General features: G+C 65.7%; 11 protein-coding genes. 5 read left to right on the top strand and 6 right to left on the bottom strand.

What is annotated here, in order from left to right:
- Positions 1-19 precede the first annotated feature (19 nt).
- Entirely contained in the window at positions 20-1360 is a 1341-nt protein-coding gene (locus NFG58_RS01510; protein ID WP_045992230.1) for a sodium-dependent transporter, read from the bottom strand.
- Between the two features lie 111 nt (positions 1361-1471).
- Here NFG58_RS01510 and prlC point away from each other — a divergent pair, with 111 nt between their 5' ends.
- From prlC to NFG58_RS01490, 4 genes are all read left to right on the top strand, one after another.
- On the top strand, positions 1472-3520 hold the full coding sequence (gene prlC / locus NFG58_RS01505) for an oligopeptidase A (protein WP_348827455.1): 2049 nt from the start codon (positions 1472-1474) through the stop codon (positions 3518-3520).
- 60 nt (positions 3521-3580) lie between these two features.
- Positions 3581-3829 carry a YheV family putative zinc ribbon protein gene (locus tag NFG58_RS01500; protein WP_108449991.1) on the top strand — a complete coding sequence of 83 codons (249 nt, stop codon included), beginning with the start codon at positions 3581-3583 and terminating at the stop codon, positions 3827-3829.
- A 277-nt stretch (positions 3830-4106) separates the two neighbouring features.
- Complete coding sequence (locus NFG58_RS01495; protein WP_045992233.1) at positions 4107-5099, top strand: TAXI family TRAP transporter solute-binding subunit; 993 nt, start codon at positions 4107-4109, stop codon at positions 5097-5099.
- A 73-nt stretch (positions 5100-5172) separates the two neighbouring features.
- Complete coding sequence (locus NFG58_RS01490; RefSeq protein ID WP_124805095.1) at positions 5173-7359, top strand: TRAP transporter permease; 2187 nt, start codon at positions 5173-5175, stop codon at positions 7357-7359.
- 293 nt (positions 7360-7652) lie between these two features.
- Here NFG58_RS01490 and metF read toward each other — a convergent pair whose 3' ends face one another.
- Positions 7653-8501 carry a methylenetetrahydrofolate reductase [NAD(P)H] gene (metF, locus tag NFG58_RS01485; RefSeq protein WP_108131758.1) on the bottom strand — a complete coding sequence of 283 codons (849 nt, stop codon included), beginning with the start codon at positions 8499-8501 and terminating at the stop codon, positions 7653-7655.
- Between the two features lie 248 nt (positions 8502-8749).
- Here metF and NFG58_RS01480 point away from each other — a divergent pair, with 248 nt between their 5' ends.
- Positions 8750-9679, top strand: a complete 930-nt coding sequence (locus tag NFG58_RS01480) for an AEC family transporter (protein WP_348827454.1) — start codon at positions 8750-8752, stop codon at positions 9677-9679.
- A 35-nt stretch (positions 9680-9714) separates the two neighbouring features.
- On the opposite strand, the gene NFG58_RS01475 is transcribed toward NFG58_RS01480, so the two are convergent.
- From NFG58_RS01475 to ligB, 4 genes are all read right to left on the bottom strand, one after another.
- Positions 9715-10368, bottom strand: coding sequence for a glutathione S-transferase family protein (locus NFG58_RS01475; protein WP_348827453.1), 654 nt, complete (start codon positions 10366-10368; stop codon positions 9715-9717).
- Positions 10369-10638: 270 nt separating this feature from the next.
- The gene (locus NFG58_RS01470) at positions 10639-11442 is read right to left on the bottom strand and encodes a UDP-2,3-diacylglucosamine diphosphatase (RefSeq protein WP_108449993.1); all 804 of its coding nucleotides are present in this window, start codon (positions 11440-11442) and stop codon (positions 10639-10641) included.
- 193 nt (positions 11443-11635) lie between these two features.
- Positions 11636-13063, bottom strand: a complete 1428-nt coding sequence (ahcY, locus tag NFG58_RS01465) for an adenosylhomocysteinase (protein ID WP_108449994.1) — start codon at positions 13061-13063, stop codon at positions 11636-11638.
- 39 nt (positions 13064-13102) lie between these two features.
- Complete coding sequence (gene ligB / locus NFG58_RS01460; protein WP_348827452.1) at positions 13103-15157, bottom strand: NAD-dependent DNA ligase LigB; 2055 nt, start codon at positions 15155-15157, stop codon at positions 13103-13105.
- Between the last annotated feature and the right edge of the window lie 221 nt (positions 15158-15378).

The following is a 15378-nucleotide window of genomic DNA, read 5'->3' as shown; positions in this document are numbered from 1 at the left end:
GCGCCGGTCGGTCGCGGCACTACAGCAGACCGCTGAACAGCACCACCAGTACCAGCGGAATCGACACCCAGCGTACCACGGCGCGCCACACGCGAAAGCCATTGGGCCCCGCATCCAGAGCCCGCAGCGCTTCCTGTTCAGGCATCACCCAGGCGGCAAAGATGGCGATCAGCAGACCGCCCAGCGGCAGGAAGATCTCCGGCGGAATGGTGCTGACCACGCCGAAGAAGTTCATCTCGCCGATCAGGTGGACGTCGCTCAGACTCGAGAACGACAGCACGCACAGCAGTCCCACCAACCATACGCACAGGCCCACCGCCAGGGCGGCCATGCGCCGCGACAGCCCCCAGCCCACCAGGGTCGAGACCATCGGCTCGGCAAGATTGATCGACGAGGTCCAGGTCGCCAGCAGCAGCAGCAGGAAGAAAAGCCCCAGCCAGAAAGGCCCGCCAGGCAGCTCGGCGAAGGCCACCGGCAGGGTCACGAACACCAGCCCCGGGCCCTCCCCCGGGTCCATGCCCTGGGTGAACACCACCGAGAAGATCGCAATACCGGCCAGCAGCGCCACCAGCACATCAAGCACCGCCACCGCGCCGGCGGCGCCAGGCAGGCTCTGGTGGTCGGGCATATAGGCGCCGTAGGCCATCAGCGCGCAGGCCCCCACCGCCAGGGTGAAGAAGGCATGTCCCATGGCGTGCACCAGCACCATCGGCGTCAGCGCCGAGAAATCCGGGGTGAACAGCCAGGCCATGGCCGGACCGAAGCCGTCCATGGTCACGGCGTGGCCGGCCAGCACGATCAGCAGCAGGTAGAGCGCCGGCATCAGCAGGTTATTGAGGCGCTCCAAGCCCTTGGCCACGCCGGCGGCGACCACCACCATGGTCATCACCAGAAACAGCGTATGGTTGAGCGTCATCCGCAGCGGGTCAGCCAGGAAGGCGTCGAAGCCTGCGCCGATTTGCGGCGCGCTCTGGCCAGCGAAGCCTCCACTGAAGGCCTTGACCATAAAGTCGATGGACCAGCCGGACACCACCGAGTAAAACGACAGGATACAGAACACCGTGAAGGCGCCGAACAGCCCCAGCCACTTCCAGTGGCTCGAGGTGCCGCGCTGACGCGCAAGCTCAGCGAGCGACTGCATCGGGCTGCGCCGACCGGCCCGGCCGATCATGATCTCTGCCATCATCACCGGCAGGCCCAGCACCACCACGAAGCCTACATAGAGCAGCAGGAAGGCGGCGCCCCCGTTCTCCCCGGTGATGTAGGGGAAGCGCCAGATATTGCCAAGACCGACGGCGGCCCCGGTCACGGCCAGGATAAAGGCGCGGCGCGAACTCCAGCGTTCCAGCGTTTGGTTCATGGTCTTTCGGTGTCCAGATCGAGAAAAACGAAGGCCGCAAGACTAGCACATTGAAACCGCCGGCAGTCGCCCGCATTTACTGAACCATTGTCGAATTCCCGAGAGGTGCCCATGTCCCGCAATCCGCTGCTAGAACGCCACACCCTGCCGCCCTTCGGCGAAATTCGCCCGGAGCACGTCGCCCCTGCGGTGGAAGCACTGCTCGAGGAGCTGCGCGAAGGCGTCGAGAAGCTGGTGGCCGAAGCCGAGCGCGACACCCCCTGCTGGGACAGCCTGGCGGCGCCGCTGGAAGAGATGAGCGATCGCCTGGCCCAGGCCTGGTCGCCGGTATCGCACCTCAACTCGACCATGAGCACACCGGAGCTGCGCGAGGCCCACGACGGCTGTCTCGAGAAGCTCTCCGCCTACAGCACCTGGATCGGCCAGCACGAAGGCCTGTTCCGCGCCTGGCAGGCGCTCAAGGACAGCCCGGCCTTTGCCGAGCTCGACGAGGCTCGCCAGCGTTCGGTGGACAACGCCCTGCGCGACTTCCGCCTGGCCGGCGTCGACCTGCCGGCAGACAAGAAACAGCGCTCGGCGGAAATCCGCACGCGCCTGTCGAGTCTGTCGAGCACCTTCTCCAACCAGCTGCTGGACGCGACCCAGGCCTGGGCGCTGGAACTCGACGACGACCACCGTCTGGCCGGCCTGCCCCAGAGCGCCCTGGACACCCTGGCGGCCAACGCCGAGGCCAAGGGCAACAAGGGCTATCGCATCACCCTGGACTTCCCCAGCTTCTTCCCGGTGCTGAGCTACGCCGAAGACCGCGAGCTGCGCCGTGAGGTCTACACCGCCTTCGTCACCCGGGCCTCCGAGAAAGGCCCCAACGCAGGCGAGTACGACAACGCCCCGATCATGGAAGAGACCCTGGCGCTGCGCCGCGAGATGGCCGAGCTGCTGGGCTTCTCCAGCTACGCCGACTACTCGCTGGCGACCAAGATGGCCGACAGCCCCAGCGAGGTCATCGGCTTCCTCGACGACCTGGCCAGACGGGCCCTGCCCCAGGGCCAACAGGAATTCAGCGAGCTCGAGGCCTTTGCCCGTGACGAGCTGGGGCTCGAGGAACTCGCCCCCTGGGATGTGGGCTACGCCAGCGAGAAACTGCGCGAGGCCCGCTACGCCATCTCCCAGGAGCAGCTACGCCCCTACTTCCCCGCGCCCAAGGCGGTCGCCGGGCTGTTCAGCGTGGTCGAGCGCCTCTACGGCGTGCAGGTCGAGCAGGATCCCGACGCCCCCAGCTACCACGAGGACGTCAGCTTCTACCGGGTGCTCGAGAACGGGCAGCCCATCGCCGGCTTCTATCTCGACCTGTACGCCCGGGAAGGCAAGCGCGGCGGCGCCTGGATGGACGAGTGCCGGGTGCGTCGTCGTCATGGCGTCGAGCTGCAGCTGCCGGTGGCCTACCTGACCTGCAACTTCACCCGCCCGGTGGGCGACAAGCCGGCGCTGTTGACCCACGACGAGGTCACCACCCTGTTCCACGAGTTCGGCCACGGCCTGCACCATATGCTCACCCGCCAGGAGGTGGCCGACGTCTCGGGCATCAACGGGGTGGCCTGGGACGCGGTGGAGCTGCCGAGCCAGTTCATGGAGAACTTCTGCTGGGAGCGTGAAGGGCTGGATCTGATCTCCGGCCACGTCGACACCGGCGAGCCGCTGCCCGACGAGCTGTTCGACAAGCTCACCGCGGCCAAGAACTTCCAGTCCGCCATGGGCATGCTGCGCCAGGTCGAGCTGTCGCTGTTCGACTTCCGCCTGCATCTGGAGCCAGCAGCGCCGTCTGCCGCCGACATCCAGGCGCTGCTGGACGATGTCCGCGCCAAGGTCTCGGTGGTACCGCGGGTCGAATTCAACCGCTTCCAGAACAGCTTCGGCCACATCTTCGCCGGTGGCTATGCGGCGGGCTACTACAGCTACAAGTGGGCCGAGGTGCTGTCCGCCGACGCCTGGAGCGCCTTCGAGGAGGCCGGCACCTTCGACGCCGAGACCGGCGCTCGCTTCCGCCGCGAGATCCTCGAGCAGGGCGGTGCCAGGGATGCCGCCGAACTGTTCAAGGCCTTCCGCGGCCGCGAGCCGAGCATCGAACCGCTGCTGCGCCACAGCGGCATCCGCGCCGCCTGACCATCCGTCTCGTCGACGCCCCCGCCGACAGCGGGGGCGTTGCCATTTGTGGAGACCGACATGACCGTCAAGAAACGCTTTATCGCCGGCGTCGTCTGCCCCCGCTGCGCCGCCATGGACCGTATCCGCGCCTGGGAGCAGAATGGCGTGCGCTACCGTGAGTGCGTCAGCTGCGACTTCTTCGAACAGCTGCCGATCGAGGACGACGTGGTCGAAGAGCTCGCCACACGGGTCAACCGGGAGTCCGAAGCCCCCGCCACTGAAGAGATCCAGCCGGTTCGCATTCTCGACCCCGGCAAACGCCACTGATTCAGCACGCGACGCTTTTACGCTCAAGGGTGTGCGGATATCCGCACACTCTAATTCGGCAAACGTGCGAAACTTCGGACAAAGGCCTTGTCGACATTTTCGACCAATGTCTAAAGCCTCTTTAATAACCAACTGATTTACAGATAAATCCTTGGGTCGGGCACATCCCTTGCGATACCTCTTGCGTTGACCGACGTCCGGTCAGGCTCGGTCTTGGCGTCTAGGCTTGAGACCGCAGCACGATAACCACAACGTCCATCGCATTGGGAGACATTGCATGAGCACCTCTACCCGGCTCCTCACCGGCGTCCTCGCCACCACCTTCGCCGGCACCCTGCTGGTGTCCGCTGCCGCCCAGGCAGACCGTGAAGACTGGCCTGAAAGCTTCACCGTGGGCACCGCGAGCCAGGGCGGCACCTACTTCGTCTACGGCTCCGGCTGGGCCAACCTGGTCGCCGACCAGCTCGGTCTGTCCGGCGGCGGCGAAGTCACCGGTGGCCCGACCCAGAACCTGGCGCTGGTGCACGGCGGTGACGTGGCCTTCGGCCTGACCACCATGGGTCCCGCCTCCGACGCGGTGAACGGCAAGAGCCCGCTGGCCCCCGGCGTGAAGATGGACAACGTCTGCGCCATGTTCCCGATGTACGAGACGCCGTTCTCCATCACCGCCCTGTCCGACAGCGGCATCACCTCGATCTCCGAGATTCCCGACGGCGCTCGTATCGGCTTCGGCCCGGCAGCCTCCACCTCCGACACCTACTTCCCGGCCATCCTCGAAGAGCTGGGCGTCAACTTCGATCGCCGCAACGGTGGCTGGTCCGACCTGGGCGGGCAGCTGCAGGACGGCCTGCTCGACGTGATCGCCTTCGCCGCCGGCATTCCGATCCCCGCGGTCAGCCAGCTCGAGGTGCAGACCGACGTCAACATCGTTGAATTCACCGAGGAAGAGCAGCAGCAGGTCCTCGACAAGTTCCCGGTCTCGGCCTTCCAGATCCCGGCCAGCACCTACACCACCCTCGAGGAAGACGCCCGTGCGGTGTCCATGTGGAACTTCGCCATCGCCGGCTGCGATCTGCCCGAGGACTTCGTCTACGAGGTCACCAAGCTGACCATGGAAAACAACGACAAGATGCTCGACGTGCACCGCAGTGCCGCGACCACCATTCCCGAGAACATTCAGTACAACACCGTGCTGCCGTTCCACCCCGGCGCCGCGCGCTGGTACGAGGAAAACGGCTACGAGATCGATCCGTCCATGATCAAGCAGTAATCAGGATCACCCGCCCGTGGCCAGTCCGCGGGCGGGCACCCGGCCGGTCGTCCGTTTCTCAAGGTATCGCTCCATGACCCACACCCCAGATTCTCCCCGCGACGAGGATGCGACCGACGCTTCGGTCGAACCCATCGTCGCCTCAGGCGTCGACGACGAAGCCGTCGAACCCAATCGCCGTGTCTTCCAGGGCGGCAAGTGGTGGCTGTTCGGCGTACTCGCCGTGGCCTACACCGTCTTTCACCTGGTCTCGCTCAATATCTACCCCATCGAGACCTGGTCGTTTCGCATCATCCATATCGCCGGCGCGCTGATCCTCGGCTTCGGCCTCTACACCGGCTCGCGCTTCGTCGAGGACGGCCAGGACGGTGCGCCGCGCTGGGCCAGCGTGATCGCCCTGGCGTTGCTGCTGCCCGCAGGCTACGCCCTGATCCAGGTGGTGCTGATGCAGCAGACCATGGCCGGCGGCGCCATGCGCATCGAGCCGGCCATCGAAAACTGGCACTACGGCGCGCCGCTGATCCTGGCCACCGTCGGTGCCATTGCGCTTTCCTGGTTTCCCCGTCAGGCCCGCCACCAGTTGCTGTTGGCCGACGTCGTGTTGATGGTCTGCGCCGCCGCCGTGGCCGGCTACCTGCTGGTGGTCTTCAACAGTCCGCTGCGCGCCTCCACCGGCACCTCCTTCGCGCCCATGGGCATCAGCTGGGCCGCCATCTCCGGCTCGCTGCTGATCCTCGAGCTGACCCGCCGCGTCGCCGGTCTGGCGCTGGTGGTGATCTCCGCCATCTTCCTGGCCTACGTCTTCATGGGCCCCTGGCTGCCGGGCTTCCTCGGCTATCCGGGACTGTCGCTGGGGCGCTTCTTCAGCCAGGTCTACACCGACGCCGGCATCCTCGGCCCGACCACGGCGGTGTCCTCCACCTATATCATCCTGTTCATCATCTTCGCGGCCTTCCTGCAGGCCTCCAAGGTCGGTGACTACTTCGTCAACTTCGCCTTCGCCGGCGCCGGTCGCGCCCGTGGCGGCCCCGCCAAGGTCTCGATCTTCGCCTCCGGCCTGATGGGCATGATCAACGGCACCAGCGCCGGTAACGTGGTGTCCACCGGCTCGCTCACCATCCCGCTGATGAAGAAGGTCGGCTATCCGGCCAGAAGCGCAGGCGCCATCGAGGCGGCCGCCTCCACCGGTGGCCAGATCATGCCGCCGATCATGGGTGCCGGCGCCTTCATCATGGCCGAGATCACCGGTATTCCTTATACCGAGATCGCGGTGGCCGCGCTGATCCCGGCGATCCTGTACTTCGCCTCGGTCTACTTCATGGTCGACTTCGAGGCGGCCCGCAAGGGCATGCGCGGCATGCGCAAGGAAGAGATTCCGCAGTTCTCCAAGCTGATCAAGCAGGTCTACCTGTTCGCCCCGATCATCATCCTGATTACAGCGCTGTTCATGGGCTACTCGGTGATCCGCGCCGGCACGCTGGCGACCGCCTCCGCCGCGGTGGTGAGCTGGCTGTCACCCCACAAGATGGGCATTCGTTCCATCCTGCGGGCCCTCAGCCTGGCCGGCACCATGTCGATCCAGATCATCGCGGTATGTGCCTGCGCCGGCCTGATCGTCGGCGTCATCGCCCTGACTGGCGTCGGCGCGCGCTTCTCGTCGCTGCTGCTGGGCCTGGCCGGTGTCAGCCAGCTGCTGGCGCTGTTCTTCGCCATGTGCATCTCGATCCTCTTGGGCATGGGCATGCCCACCACCGCCGCCTACGCGGTGGCCGCCTCGGTGGTCGCCCCAGGCCTGATCGACATCGGCATCCAGCCGCTGGTGGCGCACTTCTTCGTGTTCTACTTCGCGGTGGTCTCGGCGATCACCCCGCCGGTGGCGCTGGCCTCCTACGCGGCGGCGGGTATCTCCGGCGACAACGCCATGGGCACCTCGGTGGCCTCGTTCAAGATCGGTCTGGCAGCCTTCATCGTGCCGTTCATGTTCTTCTACAGCCCGGCCATGCTGATGGAAGGCGACTGGCCCCAGATCCTGCGGGTCGGCACCACCGCCACCATCGGCATCGTGCTGCTGGCGGCCACCGTCCAGGCCTGGTTCTTCGGACCGGTGAAGGCCTGGCAGCGGCTGGTGATGCTGATCGGCGCCCTGTGCCTGATCTACGGTGGCATCGTCACCGACCTGGCAGGGCTGGCCATCGCCATCGGCCTGTTCGTGATGCAGCGCGCCAGCGGCGGCGGCACCCGCAGCGCCACCGCAGGCTGAACCCCGCCCCCCTTTAACCCCGCACCTTGAGCCCCGCCCTCTGGCCCCGCCCTCTGGCCCCGCCCCATGGCGGGGCTTTTTCGTGCCTGGGACTCCCCTCATGACGACGGCCGCCCGCCGTTAGCCTGCGCCCAACGGCCAGGGGTGGGGGGGGGGAGAGGGGGGAACGGCCAGGCTTCTTCGTTCCTCTCCCCCCCCCAAGAACGGCGCCGGCCCCGCAGGGGGGGGGCCCGACGTTCTTGTTGTTGTGGTCGCGACTGGCTAGCGCGACCCGTCCAGCGTTGTTGTTGGTGTCATGAGCGGCCGGTGATGTTGTCGACGATCTTCAGCGTCGGCTCGGCCTGGTTGAGGGTGTAGAAGTGCAGCCCCGGGGCGCCGCCGTCGAGCAGGCGCTGGGCCAGACGCGAGATCACCTCTTCGCCGAAGTCGGCGATAGCGGCGCTGTCATCACCGTACGCCTCGAGCTGCTTGCGAATCCAGCGCGGGATCTCGGCACCGCAGGCGTCGGAGAAGCGCGCCAGCTTGGAGTAGTTGGTGATTGGCATGATGCCGGGGATGATCGGTGCTTCCACGCCAAGCTGTCGGGCCCGCTCGACGAAGTGGAAGTAGGCGTCGGCGGTGAAGAAGTACTGGGTGATCGCCAGATTGGCACCGGCATTCATCTTGCGGGCAAAGTTCTGCAGATCCGACTCGAAGCTCGCCGCCTGGGGGTGAGACTCCGGGTAGGCCGCCACCGCGATCTCGAAGTGATCACCGGTCTCCTCGCGGATGAACTCCACCAGCTCGTTGGCGTAGCGCAGCTCGCCGATGCCGCCCATGCCGGAAGGCAGGTCACCGCGCAGGGCCACCAGGCTATTGATGCCCTGGGCCTTGTAGTCGGTCAGCAGCTCGCGCAGCTGGGCCTTCTCGCTGCCGACGCAGGACAGGTGCGGCGCGGTGGTGATGCCGCACTCGCGCACCGCATTGACGGTGGTAATGGTGCGATTCTGGGTGGAACCGCCGGCACCGTAGGTGACGGAAAAGAACCGCGGGTTGCGCTCGGCCAAGAGGTCCCGGTTGCGCATCAGCTTCTCCCGCCCGGCGTCGGTATTCGGGGGGAAGAATTCGAAGCTGATGCCCAGCGGGTGCTCTTGTGCGCTCATCTCGGGGTCCTCGTGAAGCGTGTCAGGCTACCGCAAATCGGCGGCCGTAAAGGTGATGGGTGCCATTGTGACGACTCGGCCTCACCCCGACCAATGAAAGTTTCGCGGGTAAACTTCAATTCTCTTCATATAAGAAAAGTGAGACTCATAACCATGTGTTCTAAAAAATGACCTCGGCAGCCGGCCCGGGCTGACACCGGCGCGCCCAGACGGCATGATACGGGGCCTGGCACCCAAGGATGATGAACATGGCCGTCGACCCGACCTCGCTGATGGGCCCCCTGTGGACCCTGCTCGCCTTTGTCGCCCTCGGCGTCCTGTCCGCCAGGCGGCTCAAGGTCGACCCTCGTCCCATCGCCACCATGCTGATCTACCTGATCGCTCCGCTGACCTTCTTCCGCGCGCTGGTACTGGGCGGTCCGACGCCGGTCTACCTCGCCCTGACCGCCGCCCTGTTCGTGATCGCAAGCCTGGTGGCCGTGCTCATCAATCGGCTGGGCAAGCGCTGGCTGGGGGATGAGGAAGGCTCGGTGCTGGCGTTTTCTGCCGGCACCGGCAACACCGGCTACTTTGGTCTGCCGGTGGCGCTGGTGTTGCTGCCCCCCTCCGGCGTCACCCTGTACCTGTTCTGCGCACTCGGCGTCACCCTTTACGAGTTCACCGTCGGCTTCTATCTGAGCGCCCGCGGCCGCTTTACGGTGCGCGACAGCCTGCTCAAGATCGCCAGGCTGCCGCTGATCTACGCCTTCCTGGCGGCGCTTTTGGTGGAAGGGGTCGGCATGACGGTGCCAGCGGCGGTGACCGATGCCATGTCGGTGTTTCCGGCAACCTACACCCTGCTCGGCATGATGATCATCGGCATGACCCTGGGCCGAGTTTCTGTGCGCTCGCTGGATGGGCGCTTTATCGGCGCCTGCGTGGCGGTGCGTTATGCGCTGTGGCCACTGCTGATGCTGGGCGCCGTCCTGTTGCTCAAGGCCACCACCGGGCTGTCACAGGACATGGCGCTGGCGCTGCTGTTGATCGGGGTGGTGCCCATGGCCGCCAACGTAGTGGTGGTGGCCATGGAGCTCGGCATCGCGCCCGAAAAGGGCGCCCTGGCGGTGTTGATCACTACACTGGCCGCGCCGCTGGTGATCCCGCTGTACCTGAGCGGGATGCTTGGACTGGTGCAGTAAAGCTGAAAGGCGAAAGTCGCTAACGCCGAGAGTAACTAGCGGGGAAACACGGGCGCTACCAATACCGCCTTGCCGGAAGGCCGCGATCTCAGACGCTCCACGTAGGCTCGAACATTTGGCGCCGCCTCCATCAGCGAGGCGGCGGGCGGCGTGGCCTCCAGATAGTCGAGCATCGGCGCCGCCAGGGCATCGGCCAGGGTGAAGCCATCACCGACGAGAAAGTCTCTCCCCGCCAACTGGTGCTCCAGGATGGCCAGTATCCGTGCCACCTCCGGGGCCGCCTCGCGAACCCGGTCTTCCCTCACCTCGCCATTGGGCCCCTTGGGAAAGACCAGTTCCAGCAGGTAGCGCCGCACGATGGCCTGGTCGACCTGGGTGGCCAGCGCAGCACACCACTGGTCCACCTGGGCCCGCGTCCAGTCATCCCTGGTTAGCAGGTCTGGCCCATCGAAGGCGCCCTCCAGGTAGCGGCAGATGGCAACGCTCTCGTACAGGCGTCGTTCGCCGTGAATCAGCACGGGAATCTTGTCGAAGGGATTGAGCGCCTTGAACTCCGGTGAATGCAGCTCGACACGACGTCCTTCGACCTCCATCCCGACACTGTGCTCGATGCCCTTCTCGTGACACACCAGCATCACGCTGCGCACGAAGTTCGAGAACGCGGGACCCACGATATGTACGCTTGCCATGCCAACCTCCTGGTTACCAGACGAAAAACCGCCGGCGCTTACCGATACATACGCCGACGTGTGCGCGCGTCGCGCTCGTCTTGCAGCATGGCCGCTGGCAGCATGAGTTCAACAACTTATTTTTACGCCGCAGACGACGCCACATGGCAGGCACGGTCAATGACCCGCGGCTGAAGAAGAAATTGCGGGTGGCCAGCAGAACGCTGGCGAAGGCCAGCGCCCCGCCCGTTAGACAAATCGAAGTGGTGAAGGAAGGCTCAAAAGCGCTCCTCAGGCCCCCGCCAGGACGCCCTCGGGGCAGGCGCGGGGCATCGAAGGCTCGGCCTCGATCACCTGCCCTTCCCAGTCGATCAGCGCCAGGCTGCCGTCGGGGCGCTCGATCAGCGCCGTGCAATGCTCCACCCAGTCACCGTCGTTGCAGTAGAGCACGCCATCTTGGGCACGAAATCCGGCCTTGTGGATATGCCCGCCGACGTAGCCATCGAGTCCTTCCCGGGCCGCCTGGTGGATGGCCGCCTGCTCGAACTGTTCGACATAGCGCTGGGCCGCGCCGATGCGCCCCTTGACCGCCGCCGCCAGCGACCAGTAAGGCAGGCCCAGCAGGCTGCGCGCCTTGTTGCACCAGCGATTGAGCGACAGCACAAACTGATGCATGCCATCACCCAGCGCCATCAGCCAGGGGGCCAGGCGCACATGGGTATCGAACTCGTCGCCGTGACTGACCAGCAGACGGCGACCATCGGCGGTCTCGTGGATCGCCCGGCGCTCGATGCGCACCCGGTGCATACGGATGCCACACAGCTGACGCAAGGCCGCGTCGTGGTTGCCGGGGATGTAGATGATCTCGCATCCGCCCTTGGCCAGGCGCAACAGTCGCCCCACCAGACGCTGCTGCTCCGCCGGCAGTGACGCCCGACGGTGCATGGCGATAAGGTCGATCACATCCCCTACCAGATACAGGCGCTCCGGGCGCACGCGGCGCAGCAGCCGCGACAGCAAGGCGGCCTGGCAATCCCGGGTGCCGAGGTGAAGATCGGAAATGAACAGGGTACGAGCGGTCAGTGATGTGGCCATGGGCAGTCTCCTGTGACGCCCACCCAGCCTGTCCTGTCCCGGTGACACTGCCATGGCGCGGCCATGACGAAACGATGACCGGTGCCGCCCCCTGCCCCGCTATTCCCCAGGCTCGCCCCAGGCTGACTACCCAGCCCTGATTCCCTGCCCCGATCAAGGCTGGCGGGGCGCACAGCCCCCTATCCGGCAAGCCTCAGTAACGATAGTGATCGGGCTTGTATGGCCCCTCCACCGGCACTCCGACGTACTCCGACTGGGCCTCGGTCAGCTGAGTGATCACGCCGCCAAAGCCCTCCACCATGTAGCGCGCCACCTCTTCGTCGAGATGGCGTGGCAGCACCGTGACATCAATCATGCCGTCGCGTTCGTCGGCGCCCAGCTCGGCAAAACGCCGGGCGTACAGGTGCATCTGCGCCAGCACCTGATTGGCGAAGGAGCCATCCATCACCCGCGAGGGGTGGCCGGTGGCGTTGCCCAGGTTGACCAGACGCCCCTCGGCCAGCAGGTAGATCACATTGCGGCTGTCGGGATCGTACGTCTGCCCCGGCCCGGCGTCACGGTAGATCTTGTGCACCTGGGGCTTGACCTCCTCCCAGAGCCATTGCTTGCGCATGTAGGCGGTATCGATCTCGCTGTCGAAGTGGCCGATATTGCAGACCACCGCGCCATTCTTGAGAGCGCCCAGCATGGCGGCGTCACAGGCGCCGATATTGCCGGTGCAGGTCACCACCAGGTCGGTCTTGCCGAGCAGTTCGAGATCGAGACTGTCGACGCCACGATTGACACCGCCGCGATAGGGAGAAACCACCTCGAAGCCATCCATGCAGGCCTGCATGGCACAGATCGGGTCGATCTCGGCGACCCGCACGATCATGCCTTCCTGGCGCAGCGAGGCCGCCGACCCCTTGCCCACGTCCCCATAGCCCATCACCAATGCCTGCTTGCCCGCCAGCAGGTGATCGAGCCCACGCTTGATGGCGTCATTCAAACTGTGACGGCAGCCATACTTGTTGTCATTCTTCGACTTGGTGACGGCGTCGTTGACGTTGATGGCCGGCACTTTCAAGGTGCCTGCCCTGAGCATCTCGAGCAGTCGATGGACACCGGTGGTGGTCTCTTCACTGATGCCGTGGATGGCGTCAAGCTTGTCCGGATGTCGCTCGTGCAACAGCAGCGTCAGGTCTCCGCCATCATCCAGCACCAGATTGGGGGTCCAGCCGTCGGCGCCATCCACCGTCTGCTCGATACACCACCAGAACTCGTCCTCGCTCTCGCCCTTCCAGGCAAATACCGGGATGCCTGCTGCGGCGATGGCCGCGGCGGCGTGGTCCTGGGTGGAAAAGATATTGCAGGACGACCAGCGTACGCTCGCACCAAGGTCGACCAGGGTCTCGATCAGCACCGCGGTCTGAATCGTCATATGGATACAGCCAGCGATACGTGCGCCCTTCAGCGGCTGGACCTCACGGTACCGGGCCCTGAGGGACATCAAGGCCGGCATCTCGCTTTCGGCGATGCGAATCTCGCGGCGCCCCCAGTCGGCCAGGCCGATATCGGCGACCCGGTAGTCACCCTGACGCTGAGCCCACTGCGCCCTTTGCGAAGCCTCGGTCGGAGTCATGCTCGCCTCCTGCTGGTTATCCAGCCTTCACTATAGGAGTCACCATGGCGGACTCGCCAACCAGGGCGCTGCGCCGATCTCTAGCCGGGCGCCAGCATCACTTTTCAGTCGAGTCGCTGAGGGGGAAGCTGGTGCGCGGTGTGAGAGACTAGCTGGAGAGCGGTTCGAAGGGCTATGCGAAGGGCTATGCGAATGGCCATGCGAAGGGCTAGCTGAGCCCGGCGTGGCAATCGAACGTGTCGCGTCATCGTCGAAGGCCCCGACGAAGCCAGCAATACCGGCGTCGGCCAGTTGCCGCGCCAGGGCGTCGACCTCGGGATGCGATAGAAACGCGCGCCAGCGCCTGGCGCCGACATCACCGACGCCGGGGCGGTGGCGCCAGCCGGCTGCGTCCAACGCAGACAGCGTGCGCCAGGAGTCGTGCTCGGAGATACCCCCGGCCGAGGGCGCTCCCAGGGCGCTTAGCCACCGCGGGAAGCCGCGATGGCTGGTCTCGGAGAAGGCAACACCAAGACGCTCTGCGGTGACCTTGCCGATGCCGCTTGCCTGGGCCAGTCGCTCTGGCGACAGTTCCCGCCAGTCCAGCAACCCCGCCACCAGGCCAGCGTCCACCAGCGCCTTCCAGGTGCCTTCCCCGACGCCGTCGAGATCCAGCGCCGATGAATCACTGAGCCAGGCCAGGCGAGCCAGAAACTGCTGCCGGCAGCCCGGGGTCGGGTGCCAGCAACTCAGCAGGTGAAAGTCCGATTCCGCGGGAACCTCGAGGTCAAGCCTCTCGGCTGCGCGCCAGGCCACCCCCTTAAGCTGAGGGATGATCAGCCCGGCCAACTCGATGATCACCTGATCGCCGGGCCGCAGATCCCACTCACGCCAGCGTGACAGGCTCCCCAGGCTGACCTGGCTCAGCCTGCGTCCATCCACCTCCACCGGCACAAGCCGGGCCACCGGGGTGATGCGACCGCTACGACCAATGCGGAACGCTATGTCGGCTACCTCCGCCAGGGCCTCTCGCGGTGGATACTTCCAGGCCAGTGCCCAGTGCGGCGGCTCGGCCTGCCAGGTCACACCGTCGGGCCTGCGCCCACGCCGTAGTACCACGCCATCGGTGGCGAAGGGCAGCGGCGAGCGATACCAGCGCTCGCGCCAGGCGGCGGCGTCCTCCTGGGATTCAACAGGGTGGGTGTATCGCGATATTTGACCCAGGCCCAGGCGCTCGAGCCCTGACAGTCGCTCCTCGAGCGCCCGCGGCCCCATCGGCCAGGACCAGACGAACAGACCGATACGCTGGCCCAGCGCAGGGGACAACTCATCGCGGGCAAGCCAGCCGGCCACATGGGAGCGTGCCCCTGCCCCGCCATCCCGCTGCTGGACATGATCTTCAAGGCGCTCATACAGCTCACCCTGAAACACCAGACCATCGCCGTCGGCAAGCGACTGCCAATCACCTGCCAGGCGCTGGGGAATCGACGGGATGACCGCGGCATGGCGTGTCCAGTCCTGGCCGGTCCGCCCGTCCCCACGACTGTACACGCCCGCCAGGCGGCCTTCGTGATAGACAAGGCTGACCGCCACGCCATCTACCTTGGGCTGAATCCAGACATCGGTAGCGCGGTCGGCCGGTGCCGCAGGCGGCGAGCCTGGACCTTCAGTCACCAGCCAACGCTGCACCTCGGCAGCGTCCTGCGCCTTGCGCAGCCCAGTATGCGCCACAGGATGGCGCTGCCAGGGGATGGCACTATCCGCTGTCGGCGCGGAAGCCCTATCCTTGAAGTCCGCCACCTCGAGCTCGGGAAAACAGCGCTGGAGTTCGCGCCACCGACGTTCGGTCTGGTCGAACACATCATCGCTGACCGGCGAGCTGCCGTCCTTTCGGTAGGCCTGCTCCCACTGCCGCAGGTGGCTGGTCAACTCGGTGATGCGACTGGACGCCGTGCTCGCCGTCCAGTCAGGACAGCTGGCGTTGGCCCACGACGGCAGGACCAGCGACACCACGAACAGCAGGCATCGCCAGCTGGCTGAGGAATGGAGAGACGAGAGGGTGGTGCTTTTCTGACGAGATACGAAACTCTGACAAGAGACGAGACGCCCGGCCATCTGGCCCTCCTTGGTCACGACCGAAGGTCACCATCGCAGACCACGACCTGACATGACGGCCGAACGCCTCGACCGATCGGCACGTTCGAACGGCGTGATCAGACGGCATACCTGAACGGCGCGGCTGTACGGAGAGCCCGTATGCTGAGGTGCTACTGGCGACGCTTTCTCAGATGGCGATCGGTACGTCGTACCGACCACCATGTCAGCACCAGCAACGG

Source organism: Halomonas sp. RT37, assembly GCF_040070525.1.
GTDB classification, from domain to species: Bacteria; Pseudomonadota; Gammaproteobacteria; order Pseudomonadales; family Halomonadaceae; genus Halomonas; species Halomonas litopenaei.
Note: the sequence above shows the minus strand (reverse complement) of the source record. Positions and strands in the feature narration are given on the sequence as shown.